Source organism: Lichenihabitans sp. Uapishka_5, assembly GCF_033947565.1.
Taxonomy (GTDB): domain Bacteria; phylum Pseudomonadota; class Alphaproteobacteria; order Rhizobiales; family Beijerinckiaceae; genus Lichenihabitans.
In genome coordinates this window covers 16489-30399 of sequence record NZ_JARPVX010000016.1, presented here as the reverse complement: position 1 = coordinate 30399, position 13911 = coordinate 16489, and the positions used below count along the sequence as shown (strand labels likewise).

General features: G+C 69.3%; 15 protein-coding genes. 9 read left to right on the top strand and 6 right to left on the bottom strand.

Translation table 11 applies throughout. The features are described from left to right. Positions 1-130: 130 nt before the first annotated feature. From hpxZ to P7D22_RS08965, 3 genes are read left to right on the top strand one after another with little or no spacing between them, the layout of a single operon-like run. A complete protein-coding gene (gene hpxZ, locus P7D22_RS08975) occupies positions 131-523 on the top strand; it encodes an oxalurate catabolism protein HpxZ (RefSeq protein ID WP_319933889.1) in 393 nt (130 codons plus the stop codon). Beyond that, positions 520-1722, top strand: a complete 1203-nt coding sequence (locus tag P7D22_RS08970) for an amidase (RefSeq protein ID WP_319933888.1) — start codon at positions 520-522, stop codon at positions 1720-1722. The genes hpxZ and P7D22_RS08970 overlap by 4 nt, the downstream gene beginning before the upstream one ends. After that, entirely contained in the window at positions 1719-3119 is a 1401-nt protein-coding gene (locus P7D22_RS08965; RefSeq protein WP_319933887.1) for an amidase, read from the top strand. The genes P7D22_RS08970 and P7D22_RS08965 overlap by 4 nt, the downstream gene beginning before the upstream one ends. A 3-nt stretch (positions 3120-3122) precedes the next feature. On the opposite strand, the gene P7D22_RS08960 is transcribed toward P7D22_RS08965, so the two are convergent. From P7D22_RS08960 to P7D22_RS08935, 6 genes are read right to left on the bottom strand one after another with little or no spacing between them, the layout of a single operon-like run. Then, complete coding sequence (locus P7D22_RS08960) at positions 3123-4439, bottom strand: M20 family metallopeptidase (protein WP_319933886.1); 1317 nt, start codon at positions 4437-4439, stop codon at positions 3123-3125. Further along, positions 4436-5389, bottom strand: a complete 954-nt coding sequence (locus tag P7D22_RS08955) for an ABC transporter permease (RefSeq protein WP_319933885.1) — start codon at positions 5387-5389, stop codon at positions 4436-4438. Before P7D22_RS08955 ends, P7D22_RS08960 begins: the two co-directional genes overlap by 4 nt. After that, the gene (locus P7D22_RS08950) at positions 5389-6360 is read right to left on the bottom strand and encodes an ABC transporter permease (RefSeq protein WP_319933884.1); all 972 of its coding nucleotides are present in this window, start codon (positions 6358-6360) and stop codon (positions 5389-5391) included. The genes P7D22_RS08955 and P7D22_RS08950 overlap by 1 nt, the downstream gene beginning before the upstream one ends. 7 nt (positions 6361-6367) lie before the next feature. Continuing rightward, positions 6368-7351, bottom strand: a complete 984-nt coding sequence (locus tag P7D22_RS08945; protein WP_319933883.1) for an autoinducer 2 ABC transporter substrate-binding protein — start codon at positions 7349-7351, stop codon at positions 6368-6370. A 28-nt stretch (positions 7352-7379) separates the two neighbouring features. After that, positions 7380-8165, bottom strand: coding sequence for an ATP-binding cassette domain-containing protein (locus tag P7D22_RS08940; RefSeq protein ID WP_319933882.1), 786 nt, complete (start codon positions 8163-8165; stop codon positions 7380-7382). 14 nt (positions 8166-8179) lie between these two features. Then, a complete protein-coding gene (locus P7D22_RS08935; protein WP_319933881.1) occupies positions 8180-8956 on the bottom strand; it encodes a glutamine amidotransferase in 777 nt (258 codons plus the stop codon). Between the two features lie 335 nt (positions 8957-9291). On the opposite strand from P7D22_RS08935, the gene P7D22_RS08930 reads away from it, so the two are divergent. The 6 genes from P7D22_RS08930 to P7D22_RS08905 are packed head-to-tail and all read left to right on the top strand — an operon-like array spanning position 9292 to position 13898. Next, a complete protein-coding gene (locus P7D22_RS08930; RefSeq protein ID WP_319933880.1) occupies positions 9292-10215 on the top strand; it encodes a carbohydrate kinase family protein in 924 nt (307 codons plus the stop codon). After that, positions 10212-11060, top strand: a complete 849-nt coding sequence (locus tag P7D22_RS08925; RefSeq protein WP_319933879.1) for a BtpA/SgcQ family protein — start codon at positions 10212-10214, stop codon at positions 11058-11060. Before P7D22_RS08930 ends, P7D22_RS08925 begins: the two co-directional genes overlap by 4 nt. Continuing rightward, positions 11057-11776, top strand: coding sequence for a hypothetical protein (locus P7D22_RS08920; protein WP_319933878.1), 720 nt, complete (start codon positions 11057-11059; stop codon positions 11774-11776). Before P7D22_RS08925 ends, P7D22_RS08920 begins: the two co-directional genes overlap by 4 nt. Positions 11777-11782: 6 nt before the next feature. After that, the gene (locus P7D22_RS08915) at positions 11783-12091 is read left to right on the top strand and encodes a hypothetical protein (protein WP_319933877.1); all 309 of its coding nucleotides are present in this window, start codon (positions 11783-11785) and stop codon (positions 12089-12091) included. Then, positions 12088-12849 carry an ATP-binding cassette domain-containing protein gene (locus P7D22_RS08910; protein WP_319933876.1) on the top strand — a complete coding sequence of 254 codons (762 nt, stop codon included), beginning with the start codon at positions 12088-12090 and terminating at the stop codon, positions 12847-12849. Before P7D22_RS08915 ends, P7D22_RS08910 begins: the two co-directional genes overlap by 4 nt. Continuing rightward, on the top strand, positions 12849-13898 hold the full coding sequence (locus tag P7D22_RS08905; RefSeq protein WP_319933875.1) for an ABC transporter permease: 1050 nt from the start codon (positions 12849-12851) through the stop codon (positions 13896-13898). Before P7D22_RS08910 ends, P7D22_RS08905 begins: the two co-directional genes overlap by 1 nt. Positions 13899-13911 lie beyond the last annotated feature (13 nt).

Here is a 13911-nt window from a genome sequence, read left to right as displayed (position 1 = left end):
TTAGGTCATCATGCCTTTTATTTGCGCAGCAGCAGTTCAAGTGCGGCTTTGACGTCATTGCTCAGCGTTCAGCCCCTCTGGTAAAACAGTTTACGGACAAGCGTCCTGGCGCGTTGAAGGAGCGTGAGCCGTGGAGATCAATCGGGCTGAGGTGGTGGCCGAGGTGAGCGCCGCCTACCATCGCTACGAGACGGCGCTGCTACAGGCCGATGCCACCACCCTCGACGAATTGTTCTGGGCCGACGCGCGGACCATCCGCTACGGCGCGGACGAGATCCTGTATGGCCACGACGCGATCGCAGCCTTCAACAAGCGTCGACGGCTCAATCCGGAACGGCGGCTCGTCAAGACCGTGCTGACGACTTACGGCGATAATTTCGCCACCGTCTCAACCCTGTTCGCCGACGTGCCGGAGGGCATGATCGGGCGGCAGATGCAGAGCTGGGCCAGGATGGCCGACGGCTGGCGCGTGGTGGCCGCGCATGTCAGCGTCATCGATAGGCCGAACGAGATCGGCCAATGATCCCGGTGCTGCCGGACGGCCCACCCGCTGGGGCAGGTTTGGGCGCCTTCGTGCCGGGACCACGCCTTATCGTCGACGGAGCCCCGGACGGCCCGCTCGCCGGCCTGTCCTTCGCGGCCAAGGACCTATTCGATGTCGCAGGTCACGTGACGGGTTGCGGCAACCCTGACTGGGCTGCGAGCCACGCCGCCGCCGCCACAACTGCAGCAGCAGTGCGGTGCCTGCTCGCTGCGGGCGCACGGCTGGTCGGCAAGACCGTGACGGACGAAATCTCGCTGGGGCTGCTCGGGCGCAACCGCCATGTCGGCGCGCCCGTGAACCCGCGCGCGCCCGACCGCTACACCGGCGGGTCCTCGAGCGGCTCCGCCGCCGCGGTCGCTGCTGGCCTCGTGCCGATCGCGCTCGGGAGCGACAGCGGCGGCTCGATGCGGGTGCCGGCGAGCTTCTGCGGCATCTACGGCCTGCGCCCCACCCACGGGGCGATCTCGGTCGACGGGCTCATGGTGCAGGCGCCGTCCTTCGATACGGCCGGGTTCTTCGCGGCCGCTCCCGAAGCGTTCGCCCGTGTCGGCGACGTGCTGCTGCCAAGAGGAGAGCCGGGCACCGTCGACGAAGTTCTTGTCGCCGACGACGCCTTCGCCCGCGCGGACGCCGTCGTCCGGGAAACGTTACGGCCTGCGGTGGACCGCGTCGCGGCTGTCGTCGGCGGCAGCCGCTCCATCGGGCTCGCAGACGAGGGGCTGGACGTCTGGAACCGGCACCATGTCCATCTCCAGCATCCCGAATTCGCGGCCACCTTCGCGCCCTGGGTCGATGCCGTCGATCCGCGCCTGTCGTTCGATGTTGCGGCCGCCATCGCGACGGCGCGCCTCTTGCCCGAAGCGCCACGCCGAGCCGCCCAGCTATTCCGGACGGAAGTGCGGGCGCGCGTCGATGCCCTATTGAACGGGCGACGCATCCTGTGCCTGCCCACTACGCCGATTCTACCACCGCGGCGCGACCTCACGCTGGCTCAGACGGCGACTGTGGGCCAGCGCCTCGTCGACCTTACCTGCATCGCCGGGATGACGGGCCTGCCCCAGGTCAGCCTGCCGCTTGCTGAGGTCAGAGGCCTGCCGGTTGGCTTGTCGCTGATCGGCTGGCGCGGCGGCGACCGCGCCCTGCTTGAACTCGCGCGCCGCATGGGAGGCGGCCCATGAGGGCGGACGAGTATCGGCGCCATGATGCCGTCGCGCTGGTGGAACTTGTCGCGGGCGGAGAAGTCACGCCGTCCGAGGTGCTGGAGGCCGCCGTCGCGACGATCGACGCGCGCAACCCGGCCTTGAACGCCGTCGTCATCCGCTTCGAGGACGCGGCGCGTGGCGCGGTCGCGCGAGGCTTGCCGCGCGGCCGCTTCCACGGCGTGCCGTTCCTGCTCAAAGATCTGGACCTCGCGCTCGCGGGTCAGCCGCTGACGCATGGAAGCCGGTTGTTCCAGGGGTTCGTGCCGGACCGGGACTCGACACTGGTCGCCCGTTACAAGGCGGCCGGCCTTGTGATCCTCGGCCGCACCAATTCGGCGGAGCTCGGTCTCAGCTTCACGACCGAGCCACTGGCCTATGGGCCGACCCGACATCCGCAGGACCCGACCCTTTCGCCTGGAGGATCGAGCGGCGGAGCGGCTGCGGCCGTGGCGGCCGGGATGGTGCCGATGGCGCATGGCACCGACGGCGGCGGCTCCATCCGCCAACCGGCGGCATTGTGCGGCCTCTTCGGCCTCAAGCCGAGCCGCGGGCGTACCCCGGCCGGCCCCGATGCGAGCGAGACGTTCTTCGGGCTCGCGATGTCCCATGCGTTGACGCGGAGCGTCCGCGATAGCGCCGCGCTGCTCGATGCAACGGCCGGTTTTGAGCCCGGCGCGCTGCACTGGCTGCCGGAGCCGGAGCGCTCCTACGAGAGCTGCGCAGGCCGCGACCCGCCGCGTCTCCGCATTGCGCTGCAGCGCCGCCCGTTCAACGGCGCGTCCGTCGATCCCCTCTGCCTCGCGGCAGTCGAAGAGGCGGCTCGATTGTGCGAGGACCTCGGGCACCATGTCGAAGACGGCGCGCCGGACCTGTCCGGTCTCGATGTGGGAGACGCTGCCGGCCTGCTGTCCGGCGCTTTCACGGCCGAGCGCATCAGCGCTTTCGCGGCCCAGAACGGCATCGCCGATCCCCTGGCGCAACTGGAGCCGCTGCACGCGGCGCATGTGCGCGCCGCCATGGTCCGCTCGGCGCCCGACCTCGTCGCGGCACTCGCGACGATGCGGGCCGTGGAGCGCCGCGTGGCCGCCTTCTTCACGCGCGCGGACCTCATCCTGTCGCCGGTCATCGCCACCCCGTCCTTGCCGCTCGGCTGGCTCTCGAGTGCCGATCCGGCGGAGCGCGACCGTCGAGCGGCCGCCCATGCGCCGTTCACGACCGTCTACAATCGCGCAGGGGTGCCGGCCATGAGCGTGCCCTTCGCGCAAGGGAGGACGCCGGTCGGCGTACAATTCGCCGCCGCGCTCGGCCGCGAAGATCTTTTGTTCGGCTTGGCCGGTGCGATCGAGCGCGCCCGCCCGTGGGTCACGGCGTAGCGCTCAAGCGCACCACTGTGCGATCGTGAGCGCGATGGCGCGCGTGCAGGCCACGAGGTCGTCCACGGGCACGCGCTCGTTCGGCTGATGAGCCAGCGCCATGTCGCCCGGCCCGAAATTGACTGTGGGGGTGCGGCCGAGCCCGTTGGGAAGGCCCATGTCTGTGTGAGCTCCCATTCCGATCAGCCGCGGCGGCAGCCCGGCGCGAAGGGTCGCGTCCTGCATCGCGGCCACGAAGGCGTGGTCGGCCGGCACCTCGGCGCAATCCGCGTCGAGGATCCATTCCACCCGCGCCGGATGCTGACGGAGATAAGGATCGGCCTGGCAGACGGCCGCAATATGGGCCTCGACCTCGCGCTTCACATGGCCGCCAAGACCGAACTCGTCCTTCTCGGACGGCAGGTACTGCACGTCGATGACGATCTCGGCCCGGCCCGCCATGGAGGCTGGGTGCTCGCCGGCCTTGATCTGCGTCGGAATGATTTGGCAGGGCAGCTCCATCAGCGGATGGGCCTTCCGCGGATCGAAAAGCCAGCGGCGGTTCAGGATGTCGAAGCCGTCGAGCATCTGCCGGCAGAGCCCGATCGCATCGACCGGTCCGGTCGCGTCCCAACTGTTGGGTTTCAGTTCGGCATGGCCGCCGATGCCGTCGAGGATGACGCGGGCCCAGAGGATGCCGTGGCAGATGGGCGCGATGGCGTTGCCGGTCGGCTCGGCCAGGATGCCGGCGTCGGCCCGGATGCCGCGGTCCGCCAGGGCGAGCGCCCCCATGCCGCCGATCTCCTCGTCCACCACCGTGCCCCAGACCACGTCGCCGCGGAGCGGGATGTCGAGCTCCCGCAGCACCTCGATGGCCATCAGCATGCAGGCGAGGCCGCCTTTCATGTCGACGGCGCCGCGTCCCTGCACCGCGCCGTTGCCGACCGCGGGCTCGAACGGGTCGGTGTGCCAGTGCTCGGGCGGGCCCGGCGGCACGACGTCGACGTGGCCCGTCAGCAGCAGAGAACGGCCGCCGCCTTGCCCGCGCAGCGTGCCCGCGAGGTTCGGCCGCCCCTCGAAGGTGCGGCCGGGATGGGCGCCGGGTCGACCCCGGTAGGCGGCCAGCAGGGCCGGGCCGTCCGGGTCCCACAGGTCGGTCGTGAAGCCGATCCGTTCGAGCCGTTCCTTCAGGTATTCCTGGCACTGCCGTTCGCCGGGACCGGCCTGCGTGGGGTCGGTCATCACGATTGAGGGAAAGCGGATCAGATCCGCCAAAGTCGTGACGATGCGGTCGGTTGCTCCCTCGACGGCGGCGATGATGCGGGCGTCCTGGTCGGTCATCGCAATCTCGTTCGGGCGGGGAGGAGGTCGAGCAGAAGGCTCAGGATCAGCAGCAGGCCGACGACGCCGACCTGCCAAATCGTCGCCACGTTGACGAACTGCAGGCCGGACTTCAGCGTCACGATCATCACCACCGCGAGCAGGACGCCGAGCACGCCGCCGACGCCCCCTGTGATCGCAATGCCGCCGAGCAGCACGGCGGCGAGCGATTCGAGCTCGAGGTTAACCCCGATGTTGGGGCGGGCGCTGCCGAGCCATGCGAGCGATACAAGGGCGGCGGCGCCGGCGAGGGCGCCCGCCAGCGCGTAGGCGAGCAGCCGCATGCGGTCGACCGGAATGCCGACGAGGCGGGCCGAGCGTTCGTTGAAACCGAGCGCGTACACCCAGCGACCCCAGGCCGTGAAGGCCAGCAGCCCGGCCGCGAGAAGGAACATGGGCACCACTACCGTAAGGAAGTGGACAGGAATGCCGCCGACAGTGCCGCGTCCGAAGGGCAGCAGCCAGGCCGGAACACCGGGGATCGGGGCACCGTTTGTCAGCGCCATGGCGGTTCCGGCGTAGATGAAATAGGTGCTGAGCGTCGCGATCAGCGGCAGGATGCCGAAGCGGGTCACCACGACCCCGTTGACGAGCCCGAGCAGCAGCCCGCAGCCGATGGCCAGGACCGGCAACAGCGCGGGCGGCGCGCCGGCCCGCACCGCCATCATGGCCAGTACGGCCGAGAGCGACACGGTGCCGCCGACCGAGAGGTCGATGCCCGCGCCTCCCGACAGCACCACGAGCCCCTGGCCCAGAGACACCAGGGCCAGTAGCGTCGAGAACTGCAGGATGCTGGTTGCGATGTTGGCTTGGGCGAAGCGCGGAGCGTAAAGGCTGAAGCCGGCCACGATGGCAGCGAACAGCAGCGCGAGCAGGATCAGCTTGCGGTGGGTGGCGGTGGTCTGCGGCATCAGGCGGCCCGCAGCGTGACGCGGCGCAGGACGTCGCGTCCGAGACCGCGCTCGATCAGCAGCGCGCCGATCAGCAGCGCGCCGGTGACGACCGGCTGCCAGAGCGAAGGCAGGCCGATGAGCGTGAAGCCGTTCTGCAGCATGCGGATGAGCAGCACGCCGAAGACGGTGCCGAGAAGGCTCGCGCGGCCGCCCAGGATGTTGGTCCCTCCGAGCACCACGGCCGCGATGGCGTCAAGCGCGAGCGTGCTGCCGACCGTCATCTCGACGTTGCGGTAGGTGGAGATGTAGAAAATCGCGGCGATGCCGCAGAGCGCCCCGGACACGGCATAGACCCCGAGCCGCACCTGCTTCACCGCAATCCCGGCGAGCCGGGCCCGCTCCTCGTTATTGCCGATGGCGAGCAGGTGTAGGCCGAAGGGCGTTTTGCGCAGGGCAGCCCAGGCCACTGCGTAGATGGCGCCGATCACGAGGTAGGACACGGGCACGATGCCGAAGATCTGCCCGGCGAAGATGGCGCTGAGCGTCGGCGGCAGGCCCGACAGCCATTGGCCGCCGAGCGCCACGAAGACAGCGGTGCGGTAAACGCCGAGCAGCCCGATGGTGGCCACGATCGCCGGGATGCGGCCAAACACCACCACGGCGCCGGTGATGAGCCCGATCGCCAGTCCGACCAGGGGACCTGCGGCGGCGGCGACCCACGGATCGAAACCCGCGAGCAGGAGGCGGCCGATCGCGATCGCCGCGAGGCCCAGCACGAGGCCGACCGTCACATCGATGCCGCCCATGGCGAGCAGCAGCGTGATACCGAGCCCAACGAGCATCAGTTCGACGCAGTTGCGCAGCACAGCCGCGACGTTGCCTGCCGACAAATAGGCGGGCGACAGCGCTACGAAGACCACGCCCGCAGCGAGGCAGAGGAGCAGCAGGGCCAGTTCCCGCTGCCCGACGATGCGGAACGCGCTCGGCATCGACCTGTCAGAACTTGAACTGGTCGACGTTGGCGGCGGTGAACACCGAAGGATCGCCGAGCAGCAGGATGCCGGTCTTCGCATCGTAGCTGACCGGCTTGTCGAGGCCAGGAACCGTGTTGCTGGCCTTCAGCGGCGTGTTATCAATGAGCTGCTTGCCGGCCCAGACGGTCAGGTAGCCGAGCGCGGCCGGGTCCCACAGCACCGTGAACGGCATTGCCCCGCTCTTGATGTAGGAGCGGGCCGTGTTGGGGCTGCAATAGCCGGTGCCGAACACCTTGCCGACGTTGTTGGCGGACTCGATGGCCTGGCCGACGCCCGGGCAGGTCGAGGACGCGACCGCGATCAGGCCTTTAAGGTCGGGATGCGCGGTCATCAGGTCACCCGCGATCTGGGCGGCCTTGTCCGAGGACGAGCCCGAGAACTGCGGATCGAGCAGCTTCAGCTTGGGATATTTAGCTTTCGCGCGGGCCTGGATGACGCCGATCCAGGTATTGAGGTTTGAGGCCGTTGCGTCCCCCGAGACGATGCCGATCGTTGCGTCCTCGCCGGTGCGCTTGACGAGCTCGTCGATCAGCGTGTCGCCGAGGCCCTCATCGGTGGCCTGGGCGACGTAGAGCGCGCGGCCGCTTTGCGGCGCGTCGCTGTCGCTGGTGAAGAGCTTCAGATTCGCTGCCTTGGCGCTCTCCACGAGCGGGCTCAGACCGGAGGCGTCGAGGATCGAGACCGAAATGGCGTTGACCCCCTGGTTGATCAGGTTCTGCACGATCTGCAACTGGTCGATCGGGCTGGCGTCGACCGGGCCCGTGTAGATGAACTCGACGCCGAGGTCCTTGGCGGCGCGCCTCCCGCCCTCCTCCATGGCGTTGAAATAGGGAATGCCGGTGATCTGCGGCACAAAGGCGACCTTCGGCTTGTCGGCGGCGCCTGCCGTGCCGGACAGGAGCGACGTGGCCAGAGCGGCAGTAGCAAAGGCGTATTTCGACAACATGCTGTTCTCCCTTCGAAACATCGCGCCCTCAGGCATAGGCAGCGGATTTGCGCTCATCCGTGCGCAGGCTCGGGTGCGCGCCGGTGATGAAGCTGACGATCTCTTCCGGATCGGTCTCGTCGCGGCGGCGCTCTGCGATCTTGCGGCCGCGGCGGAACACCACCATGCGGTCCGCCACCGCGAAGACGTCGGAGATGTTGTGGCTGACCAGCACGACCGCGCAGCCGCGGTCGGCGAGACGCCGCACCAGCGACAGCACCTTGCGGGTTTCGGCGACCGCGAGCGCGGCCGTCGGTTCGTCCATGATGACGAGCTTGGCGTCGAGGTTGAGGGCCCGGCAGATCGCCACTGCCTGCCGCTGCCCGCCCGACATGCCGCCGACCGGGAGGTCGGGATCGGGGATGTGGGCATCGAGCTCGTCGAGGAGCCCGATCACCCGCTTCCGCATGGCGCCCCGGCGCAGGAACGGAATGCCGGCGACGCGGCGCACCTCCTCGCGCCCGAGGTAGACGTTCTCCGCGACCGACAGGTTCTCGGACAAGGCGAGTTCTTGGTAGATCGTCGCGATGCCGGCCGCCGCGGCGTCCTGCGGCGAGGCGAAGCTCGTCGGCACCCCCTCGATCCGCAGCTCGCCCGCGCTTTGCCGGTGCGCGCCGGCCAGGACCTTGACGAAGGTCGACTTGCCGGCTCCGTTGTCGCCGAGCAGCGCCAGCACCTCGCCGCGGCGGATCTCGACGTCGACGCCGTCGAGCGCCATGACGGCCCCGAAGGTCTTGCCGATGCATTGGGCTACAAGGAAGGGGTGGTCGGACACTCGGCTCCCCGCGCTCAATCGGCCTTGGTGACCCAGCCCAGCAGGTTCTTCCACAAGGTAGCGTAACCCGCCCATTCGACGAACGGGGTGGGGCACCAGTGCGGGCCGATGTCCGACGTCCAGACAGCGCTGCGCCCTTGGCCGAAGGTGCCCGCGACGATCAGCGGATGGCCGCCGTCCTCGGCCGGGAGGCGTGCCAGCACCTCGGCCCCGGGGCGCGGCACCACCTCGTTGGCCCCAAGAAGCAGCGGCCACTCCCCTGGAAGGCCCGCGAGGACGGGATGGCTTTCGGCGCCCGCCACCACCTCGGCCCGGAACCCTTCCGGCACCTCGATGCGGTCGTCGTAGGGCAGGCAGGTGACCGGCATGGCCTCCTCGACCGGCGTCCGGGCCCAGCGGCCGCGGCCGTCGATGCCCTGGAAGGTCAGATAGCCGCCCATCATCACGAGACCGCCGCCGCGCCGCGTCCATTCGCGGATGAGCTTGAGCCGGTTCGGTACTGGCTTGCCGAGGAGCCAGACGTCCGGATGCAGTAGGAGCGAGTTCGCGCCGATGTCCGACAGCACGATGGCGTCGTAGCGGTCGAGTTCCTCGGCCGTGAACGGCATCTCGCTGACCGCGGCATGCGCGGTCAGCCAGGTCACGTTGAAGGGGCTATCCTTCAGCGCGGCCACGAAAGGATCGGCGCCGGTGTGGAACGTCACGCTGCCGAACTGGTCGAAGCCCTTGTAGTGCGTCGCCGCGCTGACCCAACTTTCCCCGAGCAGGAGGACGTTCTTCTGACCTGCCATCACGTGTTTTCCCTGCTGCATCCGCATCTGAAGATCCGAGCCACACGGCGACGACGAACGGCTCGATCCAGGCTTCCCGCCGGCGACAGATTTTGCAGCCGCCTTCTTTAGTAAACCGATTTACTTGAGTAGAAGCGTAATCGAACCTTTTGCTTGGCTGCAAGGCCATAGAATAATCACAGATGCTTCAATTTTTTGCAGGACGCGTCGAATGCGAAACTCCCGCTTGCAAAACGTCATGACGTTGTATCAGATGCGATGATGGATGCAATGTTTCCCAGTGCTCCTTCGTTCTGCGGTCCACGGCCTTCAGAAGGCCGGAGGAGGCGCGATCCATGAACACGGCGATGCCTCACGCGCTGTTCGTCGGGGATCTGACGCTCGATCTGACTCTGCTGATCGATCACGTGCCGGCGCCGGACGAGAAGGTGCATGTCACGGACGCCCGCGAGGCTTTGGGCGGCGTGATTGCCAATGCCGCCGTGGCGTGTTCCCGAAGCGGCGGCGCAGCGCGGCTCATGGTCCAGGTCGGCAATGACGGCGGCGCGGGGCCAGCCGTCGATGGTCTGCAGCAGCAGGGCGTCGCCGTCGAAACCGCCGTCGTCGAAGGGCGCACCGCCAGGGTCGTGATCCTGATCGAGCCTCATGGGGAGAAGCGCCTGCTGCTCCATCCGGGCGTGTCGCTTTATCCCGGCGAGGCCACCATGGCCGGCCTTGACCTGTCAGGGGCAGCCTGGGTGCACACGGCGGTCTATGGGAGCTCGGCATTTTCCCTCATCGAGCGCTGCCGCGTCGCCGGCATCCCATGGTCGCTCGACCTTGAACCCGCGACCTTTCCGGACGGCATCGATACGCTGGCAGCCCTCATCCCGGGCGCCGTGGTCTTCTGCAACGACCGGGCTGCCGCCGCGATCGGTTCCGAGAGCGAGATGCGCCTGTTGGCCCTCGGAGCTGCCGCCGTGATCCGCACCCGCGGCTCCGCGGGTGCGGATCTGGTGACGACATCGGGTACGACCACCCTCGCGGCGCCGCGGCTCGGCCCCGTGGTGGACACCACCGGTGCGGGCGATTGCCTCGCAGGCTGGTTCATCGGTGCCCATGTGGCGGGCCAGCCGATGGCCACGGCCCTTCGCGCCGCCGTCACGGCAGCCACGCTGAGCTGCCAGGCGTCCGGAGCCCAGAGCTCCTATCCCACCCTGTCGGATGTCGACCGCCTCCTGGCCGACGCCGCTCCTTCATTCAGTCGCGAGACCCCATGAGCGCCCCCCAAGTCCTGCCGCAGAAAACGAACGCGCTGAAGACGTTCTTCCCCGTCGACAAGCCCGTTATCGGGGTCATTCACCTGAAACCGCTGCCCGGCGCGCCGCGCTATGAGGGCGGGTCGCTCAACGACGTCTACGAGGCCGCGGTCGCGGATGCGCGGACGCTGGCTGCGGGTGGAATCGACGGCATCATCGTTGAGAACGCGAGCGACCTGCCGTTCTGCCGCCCCGACGACATCGGGCCCGAGACCGTGGCCGGCCTCACGGCGGCCTGCCTTGCCGTGCGGGCCGCGGTCGACACCCCGATCGGCATTACCTGCGTGGCCAACGGCGCCATCCCAGCCCTCGCGGTCGCCAAGGCCGTCGGCGCACGCTGGGTGCGGGTCAACCAGTGGGTCAACGCCTATGTGGCCAACGAAGGCTTCCTCGACGGCCCTGCGCCGAAGGCCATGCGCTACCGCGCCGCGATCGGAGCCAAGGACGTTGCCATCTTCGCCGACGTGCACGTCAAGTTCGGCGCCCATGCCATCACGGCCGACCGCAGCATCACCGAGCAGGCGACCGATGCCGAGTGGTTCGACGCCGACGTGCTCATCGCCACCGGCACCCGCACCGGCTCGCCGACCGAGCCGCGCGAGGTCGACGAGGTGCGGCGCGGCACGAACCTTCCGGTGATCGTCGGCTCGGGCCTCGCGCCTGAGCAGGTGCCGGCCCTGTTCGACGTCGCCGATGGCGCCATCATCGGCCAATGGTTGAAGGTGGACGGGCGCTGGTGGAACCCGGTCGACCCGCGCCGCGTCGAGCAGCTGATGACCGCCGTCGCCAAGACGAGGGGCCGATGACGCTCCTCACCGGCGAGACGGACGTCTTCTCGGCCGCCTCGAAGGCCGACACCTGCGCCGTGATGTTCATGGCGAAGTGGCAGGCCGAGGACAAGGCCGCCCGCGGCGCCGAGCGCGACGCCATCGCGGCCGTGCTCGGCGCCTTAAAGGCGGAAGGCTGGCTCCTATCCATTCGGGCCATGTTCGAGCCGGACGGCCCGAACGAGCCGATGGCGCTCGACACCGGCTTCGCCCACACGGTCGATATCGCGGGCGTGTTCGAGGCGCCGAGCCTCTCGGCCGCGCTCGCCGGCACGATTCGGCTGGAGAAGGCGGGCTGGGCGCGGCTCTTCACCACCGAATGGCTGATTGGCCCACGTGAATTCGCGACCGTGAAGGGCGCCGGCGGCGACATCCCGCGCCCTTGGGCCTTCCTGGCCCTCTGGGAGTGGAACGACGCCTGGGCGGAGGCCGATGCCGCCACCCGCGTCGAATACGACGCCGAATGTGATGTCGCCTTCAAGGGCGACCTCGCACATCGCGTCAACATCGCGGGACGGCACCGCTTCGACTGGGCGCACGGCTGGCACCATCTCGGCGCCTGGGAGGCGCCCTCGGCCGAAGCCATCGACGCCGCCATCACGGGGCACGAGCACGCCGCCGACTTCATGTTCACCACCTCCCGCCACCTGATCGGGCCGGTGCGCCCGCTCCGCGACCTTCTCCAGCCTTCCTGACCCGCCATGGCCGACTCGATCTGGATTCACTACGCCCGCCCGCGGCCCCATTGGTATCGCCTCGACAAGGCCGCGAAGGCCGCCAAGACGAAGGACTGGGCCGCCGTGGCCGAGGCTTCCAAGCAGGCGGGCGCCACCTGCCTCGGCCGCTACCACATCCGCGGCCAGCACGACTTCGAAACGGTGGAGATCTGGCGCTTCGCCAGTCCCGAGGCGGCCTTTGACCATTGGGCGCGGCTGACGGCCGCTGCCTACAACGAGTGGTATGCCTTCTCCAACAACGTCGGGCTCTCGCTCGACACCCCCCTGCCGTGACCGCGCCTCTTCTCGAAGCGCGCGGCATCACCCGGCGCTTCGGACATGTCCAGGCGCTGGACGGCGTGGACTTCGCGGTTCACCCCAACGAGATCTGCGCCCTCATCGGAGACAACGGGGCCGGCAAGTCGACACTGGTCAAGATCCTGTCCGGTGCCGATAAGCCGACCTCCGGAACGCTCCGGGTCGGGGGAGTGCCCATCGCATTGGGGTCGCCCGCGGAGGCTCAGGGGCACGGCATCGCGACCGTCTACCAGGACCTCGCGCTGGCCCCTGAGCTCCCCCCGGCCGAGAACTTGTTTCTCGGCCGGGAACTCATGCGCCCCGGCCTCCTCGGCCGGCTCGGCTTCATCGACCGGCCGGCCATGCGCCGGCGCGCCGCCGAGCAGTTCGCCCGGCTCGGCGTGCGGCTGCGCTCGGCGCGGGTGCCAATCTCCTCGCTCTCGGGCGGCCAGCGCCAGTCGGTCGCCATCGCCCGCGCCGCCCTATGGGCCGACAAGGTGATCTTCATGGACGAGCCGACCGCCGCGCTCGGCGTGGTGCAGACAGCGCGGGTGCTCGAACTCGTGCGCCAGGTGCGCGATGCCGGCATCTCGGTCGTGCTCATCAGCCACAACATCCCCCAGGTACTCGAAGTCGCCGACCGCATCGTGGTGCTGCGCCTCGGCCGCAACGTCGCCGAGCTCCGGCCGGCCGACACCAGCGTCGACGGCCTCGTGGCCGCCATGACGAGCGGCACCCGGAAGGAGGCCGCCTGATGAGCGCCGAAGCGGCAGGCAGCGGCGCCGTCGCGCCCGAGGCGCAGACCCTGCGCGAACGGCTCGGCGCCGCGCTCGGCGGCGGCTGGATCGTCATCCTGCTGATCGCGCTCGTGGCGGTCTTCGCCACGCTGCGGCCGGCGCAGTTCGGCTCGGCCTACAACCTGTCGCAACTCGCCATCAACGCCGCCATCCTGCTGGTGCTGTCGATCGGCCAGACCTTCGTGATTATCGCGGCCGGCATCGACCTCTCGGTCGGCGCCGTGCTGGTGTTCTGTTCCGTCGCCTCCGCCCAGACCATGCTGAAGCTGACCGGCGCCGCGGGGACCACCTTCGGCACCACGGATGCGGGATGGGGCGTGATCGCGCTCGGCACGCTCGTGGCGATCGGCTGCGGGGCCGCCTGGGGCGCGCTCAACGGCCTCCTCATCGCCCGCGCCCGCATCCCGGCCCTCATCGTCACGCTCGGCACCTTCGGGATGGCGCTCGGCTTCGCGCAGATCCTCACCGGCGGCGTCGACGTCCGCGCCCTGCCGGAGCGGCTGGTCGACACGATCGGCAGCGGCACGCTCTTCGGCGTGCCGAGCCTCGTCGTGATTGCGGTCGCTGCCACGGTCGTGGCCTCGCTCGCCCTGCACGGGACGCGCTTCGGCCTGCACGTCTTCGCGGTCGGCTCCAACGCCGAGGCCGCGCGCCGCTCGGGCATCGACGTGCCGCGCCGGCTGACGACGATCTACATGCTGTCGGGCGCGCTCGCGGGCCTCGCGGCCGTGATGTCGAACGCGCGCTTCTCCACCACGACCATCGGCGGCCACGCCATGGACAACCTGTCCACCATCTCGGCCGTGGTGCTGGGCGGCACGAGCCTGTTCGGCGGCCTCGGCAGCGTCGTCGGCACGGTGGTCGGGGTGTTCATCCCGATCGTGCTGCTGAACGGCTTCGTGATCCTCGGAATCCCACCGTTCTGGCAGACGGTCGCCATGGGCGCCGTGCTGATCCTGGCGGTGTGGATCGACCAGCTGAAGCGGAAAGCCCGCGAACAGCGCTGACGTTCAAACCAAG

Excerpts from the sequence above, each read along its gene's own strand:
- P7D22_RS08970 (WP_319933888.1), top strand. The coding sequence starts at position 520 with ATGATCCCGGTGCTGCCGGACGGCCCACCCGCTGGGGCAGGTTTGGGC.
- P7D22_RS08965 (WP_319933887.1), top strand. The coding sequence starts at position 1,719 with ATGAGGGCGGACGAGTATCGGCGCCATGATGCCGTCGCGCTGGTGGAA.
- P7D22_RS08960 (WP_319933886.1), bottom strand. The coding sequence starts at position 4,439 with ATGACCGACCAGGACGCCCGCATCATCGCCGCCGTCGAGGGAGCAACC.
- P7D22_RS08955 (WP_319933885.1), bottom strand. The coding sequence starts at position 5,389 with ATGCCGCAGACCACCGCCACCCACCGCAAGCTGATCCTGCTCGCGCTG.
- P7D22_RS08950 (WP_319933884.1), bottom strand. The coding sequence starts at position 6,360 with ATGCCGAGCGCGTTCCGCATCGTCGGGCAGCGGGAACTGGCCCTGCTG.
- P7D22_RS08945 (WP_319933883.1), bottom strand. The coding sequence starts at position 7,351 with ATGTTGTCGAAATACGCCTTTGCTACTGCCGCTCTGGCCACGTCGCTC.
- P7D22_RS08935 (WP_319933881.1), bottom strand. The coding sequence starts at position 8,956 with ATGGCAGGTCAGAAGAACGTCCTCCTGCTCGGGGAAAGTTGGGTCAGC.
- P7D22_RS08930 (WP_319933880.1), top strand. The coding sequence starts at position 9,292 with ATGAACACGGCGATGCCTCACGCGCTGTTCGTCGGGGATCTGACGCTC.
- P7D22_RS08925 (WP_319933879.1), top strand. The coding sequence starts at position 10,212 with ATGAGCGCCCCCCAAGTCCTGCCGCAGAAAACGAACGCGCTGAAGACG.
- P7D22_RS08920 (WP_319933878.1), top strand. The coding sequence starts at position 11,057 with ATGACGCTCCTCACCGGCGAGACGGACGTCTTCTCGGCCGCCTCGAAG.
- P7D22_RS08915 (WP_319933877.1), top strand. The coding sequence starts at position 11,783 with ATGGCCGACTCGATCTGGATTCACTACGCCCGCCCGCGGCCCCATTGG.
- P7D22_RS08905 (WP_319933875.1), top strand. The coding sequence starts at position 12,849 with ATGAGCGCCGAAGCGGCAGGCAGCGGCGCCGTCGCGCCCGAGGCGCAG.